The sequence below is a fragment of the Methylocystis sp. MJC1 genome (assembly GCF_026427715.1).
Lineage (GTDB): Bacteria > Pseudomonadota > Alphaproteobacteria > Rhizobiales > Beijerinckiaceae > Methylocystis.
Genome location: NZ_CP107558.1, coordinates 3,720,123 through 3,732,981, shown reverse-complemented (window position 1 = coordinate 3,732,981; position 12,859 = coordinate 3,720,123). Strand labels below are relative to the sequence as shown.

11 protein-coding genes are annotated in these 12,859 nt (G+C 63.6%); 4 read left to right on the top strand and 7 right to left on the bottom strand.

All coding sequences use genetic code 11. The annotated features are described in order from the left end of the window. Positions 1-126: 126 nt before the first annotated feature. Complete coding sequence (gene dxs / locus OGR47_RS17890; protein ID WP_165054089.1) at positions 127-2,055, top strand: 1-deoxy-D-xylulose-5-phosphate synthase; 1,929 nt, start codon at positions 127-129, stop codon at positions 2,053-2,055. A gap of 148 nt (positions 2,056-2,203) precedes the next feature. Here dxs and OGR47_RS17885 read toward each other — a convergent pair whose 3' ends face one another. The 4 genes from OGR47_RS17885 to OGR47_RS17870 are packed head-to-tail and all read right to left on the bottom strand — an operon-like array spanning position 2,204 to position 6,220. Next, positions 2,204-3,520: a TIGR03808 family TAT-translocated repetitive protein gene (locus OGR47_RS17885; protein WP_246729759.1), complete on the bottom strand. Its 1,317-nt coding sequence runs from the start codon at positions 3,518-3,520 to the stop codon at positions 2,204-2,206. 59 nt (positions 3,521-3,579) lie between these two features. After that, the gene (locus tag OGR47_RS17880) at positions 3,580-4,356 is read right to left on the bottom strand and encodes a 3-hydroxybutyrate dehydrogenase (protein ID WP_165054090.1); all 777 of its coding nucleotides are present in this window, start codon (positions 4,354-4,356) and stop codon (positions 3,580-3,582) included. Then, positions 4,356-5,108 carry an acetoacetate decarboxylase gene (locus OGR47_RS17875; protein WP_165054091.1) on the bottom strand — a complete coding sequence of 251 codons (753 nt, stop codon included), beginning with the start codon at positions 5,106-5,108 and terminating at the stop codon, positions 4,356-4,358. Before OGR47_RS17875 ends, OGR47_RS17880 begins: the two co-directional genes overlap by 1 nt. Further along, entirely contained in the window at positions 5,105-6,220 is a 1,116-nt protein-coding gene (locus OGR47_RS17870) for a patatin-like phospholipase family protein (protein WP_165054092.1), read from the bottom strand. The genes OGR47_RS17875 and OGR47_RS17870 overlap by 4 nt, the downstream gene beginning before the upstream one ends. Positions 6,221-6,373: 153 nt before the next feature. Here OGR47_RS17870 and OGR47_RS17865 point away from each other — a divergent pair, with 153 nt between their 5' ends. The 3 genes from OGR47_RS17865 to OGR47_RS17855 all read left to right on the top strand — a co-directional run bounded on the left by OGR47_RS17865 (position 6,374) and on the right by OGR47_RS17855 (position 9,383). Next, complete coding sequence (locus OGR47_RS17865) at positions 6,374-6,847, top strand: GIY-YIG nuclease family protein (protein WP_253948126.1); 474 nt, start codon at positions 6,374-6,376, stop codon at positions 6,845-6,847. After that, positions 6,848-8,347: a histidine--tRNA ligase gene (gene hisS / locus OGR47_RS17860; RefSeq protein ID WP_165054094.1), complete on the top strand. Its 1,500-nt coding sequence runs from the start codon at positions 6,848-6,850 to the stop codon at positions 8,345-8,347. Positions 8,348-8,561: 214 nt separating this feature from the next. Next, entirely contained in the window at positions 8,562-9,383 is an 822-nt protein-coding gene (locus OGR47_RS17855; protein WP_165054096.1) for a universal stress protein, read from the top strand. A gap of 184 nt (positions 9,384-9,567) precedes the next feature. Here the strand turns inward: OGR47_RS17855 and OGR47_RS17850 are convergent, their stop codons facing one another. The 3 genes from OGR47_RS17850 to OGR47_RS17840 all read right to left on the bottom strand — a co-directional run bounded on the left by OGR47_RS17850 (position 9,568) and on the right by OGR47_RS17840 (position 12,859). Next, a complete protein-coding gene (locus OGR47_RS17850; RefSeq protein ID WP_371824435.1) occupies positions 9,568-9,693 on the bottom strand; it encodes a hypothetical protein in 126 nt (41 codons plus the stop codon). Between the two features lie 413 nt (positions 9,694-10,106). Further along, the gene (locus tag OGR47_RS17845) at positions 10,107-11,645 is read right to left on the bottom strand and encodes an efflux transporter outer membrane subunit (RefSeq protein WP_165054098.1); all 1,539 of its coding nucleotides are present in this window, start codon (positions 11,643-11,645) and stop codon (positions 10,107-10,109) included. Further along, positions 11,642-12,859, bottom strand: a complete 1,218-nt coding sequence (locus OGR47_RS17840) for an efflux RND transporter periplasmic adaptor subunit (RefSeq protein ID WP_165054100.1) — start codon at positions 12,857-12,859, stop codon at positions 11,642-11,644. Before OGR47_RS17840 ends, OGR47_RS17845 begins: the two co-directional genes overlap by 4 nt.

The following is a 12,859-nucleotide window of genomic DNA, read 5'->3' as shown; positions in this document are numbered from 1 at the left end:
GTTGCGCCGGGGCAACAGTCTGATGAGAATCTGTCCCCAGGCGCCGCGGCGCATTTGCTGCGCCATGGCTTAGCGGATATGCCTAGAAATTACAGAAACTCGGACATCCCAGACGAGAGCGACCCTTTGACGACATCGAAGACCCCCCTGCTCGATCAGATTCCGACCCCGCAGGAATTGCGCAAGCTGCAGCCTAATCAGCTGAGGCAGGTTGCCGACGAGCTGCGGCGGGAGACGATCGACGCCGTCTCGGTCACGGGCGGGCATCTGGGCGCGGGTCTCGGCGTCGTCGAGCTGACGGTGGCGTTGCATTACGTCTTCAACACGCCGGACGACCGCATCATCTGGGATGTCGGTCACCAGACCTATCCGCACAAGATCCTCACCGGGCGCCGCGACCGCATCCGCACGCTGCGCATGGGCGGCGGCCTTTCGGGCTTCACCAAGCGCGCGGAGAGCGAATATGACGCTTTCGGCGCCGGCCATTCCTCGACGTCCATCTCCGCCGGCCTCGGCATGGCCGTCGCGCGCGACCTCGCGCATGGCGACAATCACGTCGTGGCGATCATCGGCGACAGCTCCATGTCGGCGGGCATGGCCTATGAGGCCTTGAACAACGCCGGCGCGCTGGATTCGCGCCTCATCGTCATCCTCAACGATAACGACATGTCCATCGCGCCTCCGACCGGCGCCATGTCGGCCTATCTCGCGCGCCTCGTCTCGGGCGGTGCCTATCGCTCGATCCGCGACGCCGCCAAGCAGCTCGCCTCGCATCTGCCGCGCTTCATCTATGACAAGGCGCGCAAGGCCGAGGAATTCTCGCGCAGCTTCATCACCGGCGGCACCATGTTCGAGGAGCTCGGCTTCTATTATGTTGGGCCGATCGACGGGCATAATCTCGACCATCTCCTGCCCGTGCTGATGAATGTCCGCGACAAGGACGACGGCCCCGTGCTGGTTCATGTCGTCACGCAGAAGGGCAAAGGCTACGCCCCGGCCGAGGCCGCCGAGGACAAATATCACGGCGTCGTCAAATTCGACGTCGAGACCGGCAAGCAATATAAGCCCAAGGCCAACGCCCCCTCCTATACGGGCGTCTTCGCCAAGGCGCTGATCGCCGAGGCCGAGCACGACGAGAAGATCGTCGCCGTCACCGCCGCCATGCCGACGGGCACTGGCCTCGATGTTTTCGCCAAGCATTTCCCCACCCGCACCTTCGACGTCGCCATCGCCGAGCAGCATGCGGTGACCTTCGCGGCGGGTTTGGCCTGCGAGGGCTATAAGCCCTTCTGCGCGCTTTATTCGACCTTCCTGCAGCGCGGCTACGATCAGGTCGTGCATGACGTCGCCATCCAGCATCTGCCGGTGCGCTTCGCGATCGACCGCGCCGGGCTCGTGGGCGCCGACGGTCCGACCCATGCGGGCGCTTTCGACATCGCCTATCTCGGCTGCCTGCCGGGCATGGTGGTGATGGCCGCCGCCGACGAATCCGAGCTGATGCATATGGTCTCGACCGCCGTCGCCTATGAGGAAGGCCCGATCGCCTTCCGCTATCCGCGCGGCGAGGGCGTCGGCGTCGAACTGCCGGAGCGCGGCGAGATTCTCGAGATCGGCAAGGGCCGCATTGTCCGCGAGGGCTCCAAGGTCGCGCTGCTCTCGCTCGGCACCCGCCTCGCCGACGCGCTGAAGGCGGCCGAGGAGCTGGAGAATTACGGGATTTCGACGACGGTCGCCGACGCGCGCTTCGCCAAGCCGGTCGACCGCGACCTCATCCGTCGCCTCGCCGCCAATCACGAAGTGCTGATCGCGATCGAGGAAGGCTCCATCGGCGGCTTCGGCTCGCAGGTCTTCCAGGCGCTCTCGGACGACGGCCTGCTCGACGGCGCGCGCGGCGCCTTCAAGTTCCGCAGCATGACGCTGCCCGACGCCTATATCGACCACGACAAGCACGAGATGATGCTCGCCCGCGCCATGCTCGACAGCAAGGCGATGGTGGCGAAAGCGCTGGAGCTGCTCGGCGACGAGAAGGCCGCTGCACGGGTGATGATCGCGTAAAACGCGGGACTCTGTCAAATCCCCACGCGCGACGCCGTCATCGCGAGGAGCGTAAGCGACGAAGCAATCCAGGGCAGCTATAGCGGCTCTTGATTGCTTCGCTTCGCTCGCAATGACCGGAATGACACTCCTCCATTGCGCGTTGGCGTCAGCCCGTCTCGTTGTCCCGCACGATGAGGCGCGGGTATTTTTTCGCGCCTGATTTCGTCAAATCGCCCGGCAGAAAGTTCATCCCCGCGGACGCAATCACCGTCGCCTTTTTCGCGCTGATCCGGTTGTGCGCGACCGTGGCGTCGCCGGCGCCCTCGCCGGTTGCGAGCACGATGCCGTAGTCGACGCCGGAAATGTCATTGGCCTCGGCGCGCAGATTTTCGCGCCAGCCGCCCAACGCAATGCCGATCCATCCGGGGCCGACGATCTTGTTGCCCGTGATGTCGACGTTCTTCTCGGCGAGAATGCCGGTGAGCCACAGCATCTGCGGCCCAAACTCGGGGTCGGGATGGCTCTCCCGCATAGAGATGATCGTATTTCCCGAGACGATCGCGCCATCCGTGCCCTGATCGGCGTTGGCGACGGCGATGCCGGCGCCGGCGTCCTCGATGCGATTGTCGCGGAACACCGAATTCTTCGCGCCGAACTCGGCATACATCGCCTTTTCTCGGAAGCCCTTGCAGTCGTTGCCGATGACGTCCACGCCGTGGCCGGCGTTGTTACGCACGGCGCTATAGGCGCAGCGATAGATGCGGTTGCGCTCGACGCGGATTGCCCCCGCGCCCCAGACGAGGACGCCATTGCCATAAGGGCCGTTGCCGCCTGAGCGGTTCTCGACATCCTCGACGACAGTGTTGCGGACGCGCGAGCCGTCGTAGCGGCCCACGGAAGTGGCGTGAATGACGAGGCCGTTGTCTCCGCAACGACGAATATGGTTGTTATCGAAATCGACGCCGAGGCCGTCCCGCGAATAAACGCCGGCGTCGGCGACATCCGCGATTTCATTCTGCGCAAAAACGCCGCCGCAGCGGGCCAGCATGACGCCGCGCGCCGAGGAGCGGCGGATAACGCAACCGCGGATCGAAAGATCGACCACATCGGAGAAGTCGAGTAGCCCCTTGTCCTTCGGCGTGACGCCGCCGGCGCCGTCGAAGATGAGGTTTTCCAGCGTGATCTTTCGCGCCATGCTGGCGGAGAGCAGCGGGCCGAGGCCCGAGAGCTTCAACACGGTGCGGCCGGGAACGCCTTGCAGGATGGCGCCGTCCGGCAGATCGAGCCCGGCGAGTGTGATCTCGCCCGCGGGGAGCGACACCGCCGCCCCCTTGCGCGTCGCCTCACGCAGCCTTTCCGCAAGATCGTCCGTCCGCGCCAGGGCGAGTGGATTTGGCAGGCAAAGTGAGGCGCTTGCCGCGCAGCAAAGGCGCAGCATGTCACGGCGGGAAAGCGGATCGACAGGAAAATTGCCACGGGACATTCTGTATCGTCGCCCGTTCGCGCGGCTCTGTCGATCCCAAGATGCTGGGACGGCAAACCTCAGTTCATATGCCAACCATGGCTGACGATGATCGACTCGCCCGTCAGCGCGTTGGTCTTGAACGCCGCGAGCATCAGCGCGACCTCCGCTACGTCCTCGACCTTGGTGAATTGGCTGTCGACGGTTTCCTTCAGCAGCACATCCGTCACCACCTGTTTTTCGCTGATGCCGAGCTCCTGCGCCTGTTCGGGGATCTGCTTCTCGACGAGCGGCGTCATGACGAAGCCGGGACAGATGGCGTTGGCGCGGACGTTATGTTTCGCGCCTTCCTTGGCCATCACGCGCGTCAGCCCCAATATGCCGTGCTTCGCCGCGACATAGGCCGATTTCAGAGGCGAAGCTTCGTGGCTGTGCACCGAGCCCATGTAGATCAGCGCGCCGGAGCGCTGCGGATACATATATTTCACGCAGGCCTTCGTTGTGAGAAAGGCGCCGTCGAGATGAATGGCGAGCACCTTCTTCCAGTCCGCGAACGGGAATTCCTCGATCGGATGAACGATCTGAATGCCGGCGTTGGAAACGAGCGCGTCGATCGCGCCGAACCATTTCGCCGCGGCGTCGACCCCCGCATTGACCTGTTCCTCATTCGACACATCCATGCCGACGCCGATCGCCACTTTGTCGCCGCCGAGTTCGGAGGCGGCCGCCTTGGCGGCGTCCAGATTGAGATCGGCGATGACGACGCGTCCCTCCGCTTCGACGAAACGCTTGGCGATGGCATGCCCGATGCCGCTGGCGGCCCCGGTGATCAGGCAGACTTTTCCGTTGAGAGTCATCAGCGGGGCCTTTCGGGAGAGAGATAATCGAAGACGACCGTTCCAAGACCAAGAGTGAGGTCGGCGAGAATATGCGTCGCCGAAAGGATTTCCCGCACGGGGAGGTCGGCGACGGGCGCAAGCGCATGGTGGGCGAGTTGAAGCGAGGCGGGACCAGTCCAGGCGCCTTTCACCGTGACGTCCTCGAGCCGGTAATCGACCAGCTCTAGAATGCGGGGCGCGCCATCGACATGCGGAATGATCTTGAGAAGAAAATTCGGCGCGGACATGGATTTTAAAACCGCCGCCGGATCGAGCGCGACATGTTTGTAGCCCATGACTCCCGTTGCGATGCGCACGGAGCCGTAATCGAGCGTGCCGACGAACGCATCGCGTTCGACGGCGAGCGAGGGTTGCGCGAATTTCTTTGGAAAGCCCCACAATTCCCGCCCGCCGTAAATGGGCGGGCCGTCGTTGAGATACATAGCGTGCGTGTAGTTCCCGCGCCGACCCTCGAAAACGACAGGAATGACCTGGCCCGCCTCCGTATAATCGCCGAACCCCGTCGAATTGGGCATTCGGATGAATTCGAAATTCACGATTGGGTCGACGAAAGAGAGCGGTTCGGGAACAACTTTCGCAAGCGCGTCGGGATCGGTGCGGTAGGAAACGATCAGATATTCGCGGTCGACGAATCTATAGGGGCCTTTCGGGAAAGCCGGGCTCGTCAACGGCATGGCGAAGGCGGCGCGACGGATCTCGTCTGGAGTCATGAATCTTGCTCCTTCGTCAAATCAAGAATGGCGACGCCATGATCGGGCGGCGCACGATCGCGCCACGCCGGGTGGGCAAGCGTGGTTTCGACGTCGCGCACGCCCGCCGACCAGTTTTCCATCATCGTGTAACGGGAAAATTCGTAATCCTTGGAGTTCGTCTCATAGGCGGCAGCGCGGTGGATCAGTTGCACAATGGTGATCGCAGCGCCGCAGCCGAAGTCGCTCAGCGCGCGCCAGTCGGGATCGTCGCGCAGGGCTTCGGGGATCCTTTCGCTCAAACGCCGGATGTGACGGCGGATGGTCTGGATGTCCCGGAATACGTCCGTGTTCAGCCGCGTCCGGCTCGAAAAACGGATATCCTTTTCACGCTGGCTGACGTCGATCAGCGTCGTCGGCGCGGGACCGCGCGCACTGAAAAGATCGATTTGGAAAATGCACATGTGGTCGCGAGCGCCACACATTTCGAGCACATATTGGAGCGGCGTGTTGGAGACGAGGCCGCCGTCCCAGTAGAGCTCGCCATCGATTTCCACCGGCGGAAAGCCCGGCGGAAGCGCGCCGCTCGCCATGATGTGCTCGGGCGTGATGCGCTCATTCTGCGAATCGAAATAGTGAAAGTTTCCGGTGCGCACATTGACGGCGCCGACGCTGATCCGCGTCTCGCCGGCATTGAGTCGGTCGAAATCGACCAGCTCCAGCAAAGTCTCGCGCAACGGCTTGGTGCCATAGATGCTGACGGACGTCTCGTTTGCGGGCCAGAGGAGAGGCAGGGAGGCGCGCGGCGAAAAAAAACCGGGCACGCCGAAGGTCGCGGTCGTCGCCGCGCTGAACTCGTTGAAGGCCCGCCGAATCACGACGTCGTCGGAAAGCGGCGAAACCTGCAGGCCGCTGGTCATGCGGCTCCAGAGTTCGCGCAATCGGTCGACGCGCTTTTCGGGGGGATTTCCGCAGATGATGGCGGCGTTGATCGCGCCGATGGAGATGCCGGCGACCCAATCGGGCGCATGGCCCGCCCCCATGAGGGTCGCGACGGCTCCGGCCTGATAGGAGCCGAGCGCGCCGCCGCCCTGCAAGACAAGAACGTTTTTTTCGCTGAGCGTCGTGGCCATTCAACCCCGCGAAGCATAAGAATCGAAGAAAGCGCCGGCAGCTTAGCGGTTAAGGGCGCACCGCGGCAAAAGTTTTTGCGGTGCGGCAAATTTTTTGTTTACGACGCGGCGGAAGAGGCCGGAGAAAAACTCCAACTGTCTGAAATGCCTGGATTGGTCTTCATTGTCGCCGCAGATCGAGCGCCCCCAAGCCCCGGCGCCTATGCCTTGTGGTTGCAGCTTCCTGCGCCGCTGACTGTGAAGGCCGGCACACGCGTCGGCGCATTGGAGCCCGGCGATTATCTCTATTGCGGCTCGGCAAATGGCCCCCGCGGGCTGCGCGCCCGGCTGGCGCGCCATATGCGCCGCGACAAGCGCGCGCACTGGCACGTCGACCAGCTCACCATGGCGGGCGACGTTCTGGGCGCCTTTATCGTCGAGGGCGGGAGCGAATGCGCGCTCAATGCGGCGCTCGGCGCCTTTCCTTTTCCTTTGCCCGGCTTCGGCAGCTCCGATTGCCCGCGCTGCGTCTCGCATCTGCGGCTTTTTCCCGCCAACGCACAGCTTCCCTCCGAATGGGAAAATGCTAGGAAGGCGACGAGATTCAGCCCCCTCCCTGGGAGGGAGCGCGCAGCGGAACCGAATTGAATGTCCAGCGACGAAAAAAAATCCAAGGTCGAAGCCCGAAGCCCGCGCGGATTTGCGGATCGCGAGGCGGGAGAGCTTGCCGCCACGGGCCGCATGCTCGACGTCATCCGCTCGGTCTATGAGCTTTACGGCTTCGAGGCGCTGGAGACCCCGGCTTTCGAATATACCGACGCGCTGGGCAAATTCCTGCCGGACCAGGACCGGCCGAATGAAGGCGTCTTCTCGCTGCAGGACGACGACGAGCAATGGCTGTCGCTGCGCTACGACCTGACGGCGCCGCTCGCCCGTTTCGTCGCGCAGAATTACGACCGTCTGCCCAAGCCCTATCGCTCCTATCGCTGCGGCCATGTCTATCGCAACGAGAAGCCGGGGCCGGGGCGTTTCCGCCAGTTCATGCAGTTCGACGCCGATACGGTGGGCTCGGCGTCGCCTGCCGCCGACGCGGAAATCTGCATGATGGCGGCCGACGCGCTGGAAAAACTCGGCATTGCGCGCGGCGACTATGTGATCAAGATCAACAGCCGCAAGGTGCTCGACGGCGTGATGGAGGCGATCGGCGTCGGCGGCGCGGAGAACGCCGCCCGGCGCCTCGTCGTGCTGCGCGCCATCGACAAGCTCGACCGGCTCGGGCCGGATGGCGTCCGCCAGCTGCTGGGCGACGGCCGCAAGGACGAAAGCGGCGATTTCACCAAAGGCGCGGGCCTGCCGCTGCCGGCGATCGACACCATCCTCTCCTTCAGCCTCGGCGGCCAATATAAGGACGGCAAGCCGCAGTTCGATCTCTTCGGCCTGTTGGGCAAGAGCGAGATCGGCGCGCAGGGGGCGGAGGAGCTGCTCGAGATCGAGGATCTCGCGCGCGACGCCGGATTCGGGCCGGACCGCATCCGCATCGACCCGTCCGTCGTGCGCGGGCTCGAATATTACACCGGGCCGGTCTTCGAGGCCGACCTCACTTTCGAGACGCGCGACGAGAAGGGCAATCCCGTGCGCTTCGGCTCGGTTGGCGGCGGCGGGCGATACGATGGCCTCGTCGGCCGTTTCCGCCCGGAGAATACGCCGGCGACCGGCTTCTCCATCGGCGTCTCGCGACTCTTCGCGGCCTTGAAGCTCGTTGGCAGCCCCATCGTGACGGCGCGGCCGCATGTCGGGCCCGTGGTGGTGCTGGTGCTCGACCGCGACCGCATCGCCGATTACCAGCGCATGGCCGCGCAATTACGGGCGGCGGGGATCGCCGCCGAGCTTTATCTCGGCGCGGCCGGCATGAAGGCGCAGATGAAATACGCCGATCGCCGTAACAGCCCGCTCGTTGTGATCCAGGGATCGGACGAAAAGGCCAAGGGCGAGGTCCAGATCAAGGACCTCATCGCCGGCGCCAGGGCGGCCGCGGCCATTTCCACCAATGAGGAATGGAAGGCGGCGCGCCCGGCGCAGATCTCCGTGCCCGAGAGCGAGCTGGCGACGGAGGTCGCGAAGGCGCTGGCGGCGCAGAGAGAGCAATAGAGGGGCCGCCGGGAGCGTAGTCACGGCCCTTTACGGCGTCATTGCGAGGAGCGTAGCGACGAAGCAACCCAGGGCAGCCATTGCGGTCCCTGGATTGCTTCGCTCCGCTCGCAATGGCGGAGAGTTGCTTTCGGTGCGACAACGCCGACCTAGGCGCGGCTCTCGCGGCGATATAGTTTTCTCTTTGGACAAAAGAGAGCCGGGGAGAGACGCAATGATCGGAGACCCGCCCAAATCCATCGTTCATCCGACGGACCTCTCCTTATCGAGCCAGGACGCCTTCGCCCATGCGCTGCGCATCGCTGTGGCCACGCAGGGCGTGCTGCATCTCCTGCATATCGAGAATCTCGAAGAGGAGGAGCCGGACGGCTGGGAGCGCTTCCCGCATGTGCGGGAGACGCTGGCCCGCTGGCGGATGATCGACCCTGCCGCCTCGCGCGCCGAGGTCGCTGAAAAGCTGGGCGTGCAGTTCGTGAAGGCTGCGGTCGAGGCGGGCTCGCCCGTGCATGGCGTCGCCGCCTATGTGACGCGCCATCTCTGTGACCTGATGGTGCTGATGACGCACAACCGCACGGGGCTCGAGCGCTGGCTCGACGAGTCGGTCGCGGAGGAGGCGGTGCGCGAGACGCATATACCGGCGCTCTTGCTGCGCGAGGATCAGGCCGGCTTTGTCGATCGCGAGACCGGCGCGGTGTCGCTCAATACGGTGCTGATGCCGGTCGAGCCCAATGTGGCGCCGCTCGACGCCTTCCGGCACATCGCCGACTTTGCCCATGCAATAAACCCGGCGGCCGACGTCATGCTGCTGCATGTCGGCGAGCGGCTGCCGATCTTCGAGGGCCTGCTGCCGCATATCGAATTGCGGCACGGGCCGGTGGTCGAGACGATTCTGGCCTATGCGGCGGAAATCGGCGCGGATCTCATCGCCATGCCGACGCAGGGACGCGGGGGCCTGCTCGACGCGCTGCGGGGCACGACGACCGAACGCGTGCTGCGCGAGTCGCCGTGCCCGGTTTATGCGGTTCCAACACGGTAGGGCGTCATTGCGAGCGAAGCGAAGCAATCCAGCGTGGCGCTGGGCGGCTCTACCGTCATTGCGAGGAGCGTAAGCGACGAAGCAATCCAGAGCCAAGGCGTGGCTCTGGATTGCTTCGCTCCGCTCGCAATGACGGGCGCTCTTGGGCTTCGCTAGCAATGGCGGGCGTCGCTGGCGGAAGAGATCACGCCGAGCGGATATTCAATGTAGCGCGGCCGATCTCCTCAACCGGCATCACCACGAAGACATCCATCGTGTTGAATTTGAGCTCCACCACTGCGCCGTCGCCAAAGGGCGCGCCGAGGCGCAATTGATTTTTTTATCGCGATTTAATCGCGCCCTCGGAACATGCATCGCCGCCATGAGTGGCGCGCCAGAACGCTCTGTTCCCCGGGAAAGAGGAAGGCTGCGGCGCAAATCTCAGACATTTGCCCGCGTGTCGCCACCAGTCCGAAAACTGATCTTGCAGATCGGTTGGTTGAAGTCCCTGAGCCGTATGTTTCCAGTAGGCGCATTCGCGGCATAAAACCAAAAGATGCGCGTCGGGCGATTTGGCGAGCCACTCTCCGCAGGCATCCTCCCAGCCGGTGCGCGGCCAATGCGCAATTTCATCCACATTATTGTTCGGCCTGGGAGCGTGGCGGCGACAATTTCCGCCCTGCTTGTCCATGCGTGTCCAGAATGCGCAATCGCCGCATTTTGTCTCCGCCTCAAACTGCGCGCTCATAACTTATCTCCAAATAGGCCCGCCTGCTCGAGCGGCATTGTCGGCGCCGGCGGCGTCGGATCGACCTGCTCCAACAGGCTGGCCGACCAGCCGCCGCCGAGCGCGAGCATGAGGGACACAGCCGCTTGCACACGCCGCGTTTTCAAAGTCACGAGAGCGTCCTGAGCGTCGAGAGCCGCGGTTTGCGCGGTGATCACGTCGAGATAGTTGGTCGCCCCCTCGCGATATAGCGTCAGCGTCGTATCGAGCACCTTCTGCGTCGACGCGACGGCGATGCTCAGGCTCTGAGCTTCCTTCGAAAGCCAGCGCAGATTGGCCAGACTATCCTCGACCTCCTGATAGGCTCGCAGCACCGCGCCCCGATATTCCGCGACAGTTTGCATATAGGCGGCTTCCGCCCCTGCGAGCTCCGCGCGCCTCAGGCCAGCGTCGAATATCGGCAAGGTCACCGCCGGCCCCACCGACCAGATGCTGTTTTTGAAATTCAGCAGGCTGAGCCCGGTATCCTGCGTGCCTCCGGAGAGATTGATCGTCAGGCGCGGGAAAAAAGCTGCCCGAGCGACGCCGATCGTCTGGTTGGCTGCGGCGACGCGACGCTCCGCGGCGGCGACATCCGGGCGGCGTTCGAGCAAGCTCAGCGGCGCGCTCGGCGGCACGGTCGGTTGGCCGAGCTGCGCCGTGGCGGGGCGTATGGAGAATGAAGAGGCTGGCTTGCCGATCAGCGTGGCGATCGCGTGCTCGTACATTGCGCGACGCGCCATGAGATCGTCGCGCCGCGCACGCGCGACCTCGAGCTGCGCTTCCGCCCGCGGCACGTCGGCGGGCGCACCGATATTGCCTTGGACGAGGGTTTTCACCAAGCTGAGCGCGACGCGGTAGTTTTCCACGACGCGGTCAAAAAGCGCGATTTCAGCGTCGAGGCCGCGAAGGGCGATGTAAGTGCGTGCAAGCTCCGCCTGCAGGCTCAAGCGAATTGATTCGAGGTCTGCGGCGCTCGCCAGGATCTGCGCTTCTCTCGCGGCAATGGAGTCTCTCACCCGGCCCCAAAGGTCCACTTCATAGCTCGACTGCAGCGTCAGCAGGTTGTTGCCGTAGTGATCCGGCTGATTGAACGGGCGCCCATCGATCAGCGCCTCTTCATAGCCTTGGGCCGTCGGCACTCGGTTCGATGTGCGCAGCGGCCGATGCGCCGATTGCTTATTGGCGGAATAGCTATTGTTGAGATTGACGGTCGGAAAAAGACCGGCTTGCGCCTGGGCGGTATAGGCGCGCGCCTGATCCAGGATCGCGAGATGCGCAGCGAGGTTCTGGTTGCCGACGTCGACCTGCGGCTCCAGCTCGTTCAGCGCCTTGTCGTTGAGCCCGCGCCACCAGGGGCCCCTGGGCGCGTCGTCGCGTGGCGTCGCCTGAGCCCAGGATTTCGCTTCTTTGAATTTGACCGGGACCTCGATTGCCGGCGGCGCATAGTCCGGCGCAAAATTGCACGCGCAGAGCGTCAAAGGGGACAACCAAACAAGGAGCGCGCGCGCCTTCATTTTTCCGCGTCCCCTTGCCCGCCATGTTCGCCGCTTGTCTCCTTGCTTTTTTCCTGGGAGACGACGACCACGTCTCCATCATGAAGCGACTCGGATGGATAATTGATGACGCGATCGGTCGTTTTGACGCCCTCGCGCAGTTCGATCTCTGTTCCCAGATCGCGATCGATGGATATTTTCTTGAAGGCAACTTTTGATTCCGGGCCCACTATGGCGACTTGGAACTGGTTATCCTTGAACAATAGAGCCGTTGCGGGGACTCTGATGATGTTGGGGTCTTTCGCAAGCTCGAAGCGGATCTCTGCGAATGATCCCGGCAAGAGCGCGCCGTCTTTGTTGTCCGCCAGCAATTGCACCAGCAAGGTGCGGGAGTTTTCGGCGATGGCCTCTGAATTGGCGATGACCTTCGCCTCGAACGTCCGTCCCGGATGTTGCGACAGAGTCAGCGTCGCCTTCATCCCCTGTTTGATGCGTGTCGAAAGAGGCTGCGGCACGCGCACATAAACGCGCATCTGATGAATGTCTGCGACGTCGAAAAGCTCGATTGGATTGGAGGGACCGACGAGAACGCCGACATCGACTCTGCGCGCGGTGACGACTCCCGAAAACGGCGCGGCAACCTCGGTGAATCCTTTCATCGCCTTCAACCGGTCCAGATTCGCGCGCGCCGCGGAGACATCGGCTTCCTTGGCGTTCACGTCTCCGCCCTTTTCATCGACGCTCTGCTGCGAGACGGCCGTAGACGCGCGCAGAGCCGCCCATCTCCGCGATGTCAGCTTTGCGAGCTGAGCATGCGCCTCCGCCTTGGCGAGTTCGCCTCTGGCCTGTTCATATTGCTGGTCCAGCTCGGGAGCGTCGATCGTCGCCAGAATTTCGCCGGCTTTCACACGCGCGCCGATGTCGTATTTCCAGTCTCTCAGATAGCCATTCACGCGCGCGCGAATTTGCGCCTCGGAAAAGGCCTTCAACTCACCAGGCAGCACAAGCCCCTGGCCGCTGCTCCCAATCTTAATGTCTGCAAGCTCAACCGATGGTATGGCTTGGGCGTCGGTCCATTGCGCGAGCTTGTGATCTGCGACCCGGCGGCTGACAATCCCCGCCGCCGCAAGGCCGATCGCCGCCAGCGCCGCGACTCGCAGCCAAATCCGCGTTTTTCCTCCGACCGGCCGAACCTCAGGCGAGGACACATCCGTCCGCTCATTAGATTGAGACAT

Excerpts from the sequence above, each read along its gene's own strand:
- OGR47_RS17870 (WP_165054092.1), bottom strand. The coding sequence starts at position 6,220 with ATGGCCACGACGCTCAGCGAAAAAAACGTTCTTGTCTTGCAGGGCGGC.
- OGR47_RS17875 (WP_165054091.1), bottom strand. The coding sequence starts at position 5,108 with ATGACTCCAGACGAGATCCGTCGCGCCGCCTTCGCCATGCCGTTGACG.
- OGR47_RS17845 (WP_165054098.1), bottom strand. The coding sequence starts at position 11,645 with ATGAAGGCGCGCGCGCTCCTTGTTTGGTTGTCCCCTTTGACGCTCTGC.
- OGR47_RS17855 (WP_165054096.1), top strand. The coding sequence starts at position 8,562 with ATGATCGGAGACCCGCCCAAATCCATCGTTCATCCGACGGACCTCTCC.
- OGR47_RS17840 (WP_165054100.1), bottom strand. The coding sequence starts at position 12,859 with ATGTCTCAATCTAATGAGCGGACGGATGTGTCCTCGCCTGAGGTTCGG.
- hisS (WP_165054094.1), top strand. The coding sequence starts at position 6,848 with ATGTCCAGCGACGAAAAAAAATCCAAGGTCGAAGCCCGAAGCCCGCGC.
- OGR47_RS17880 (WP_165054090.1), bottom strand. The coding sequence starts at position 4,356 with ATGACTCTCAACGGAAAAGTCTGCCTGATCACCGGGGCCGCCAGCGGC.
- OGR47_RS17885 (WP_246729759.1), bottom strand. The coding sequence starts at position 3,520 with ATGTCCCGTGGCAATTTTCCTGTCGATCCGCTTTCCCGCCGTGACATG.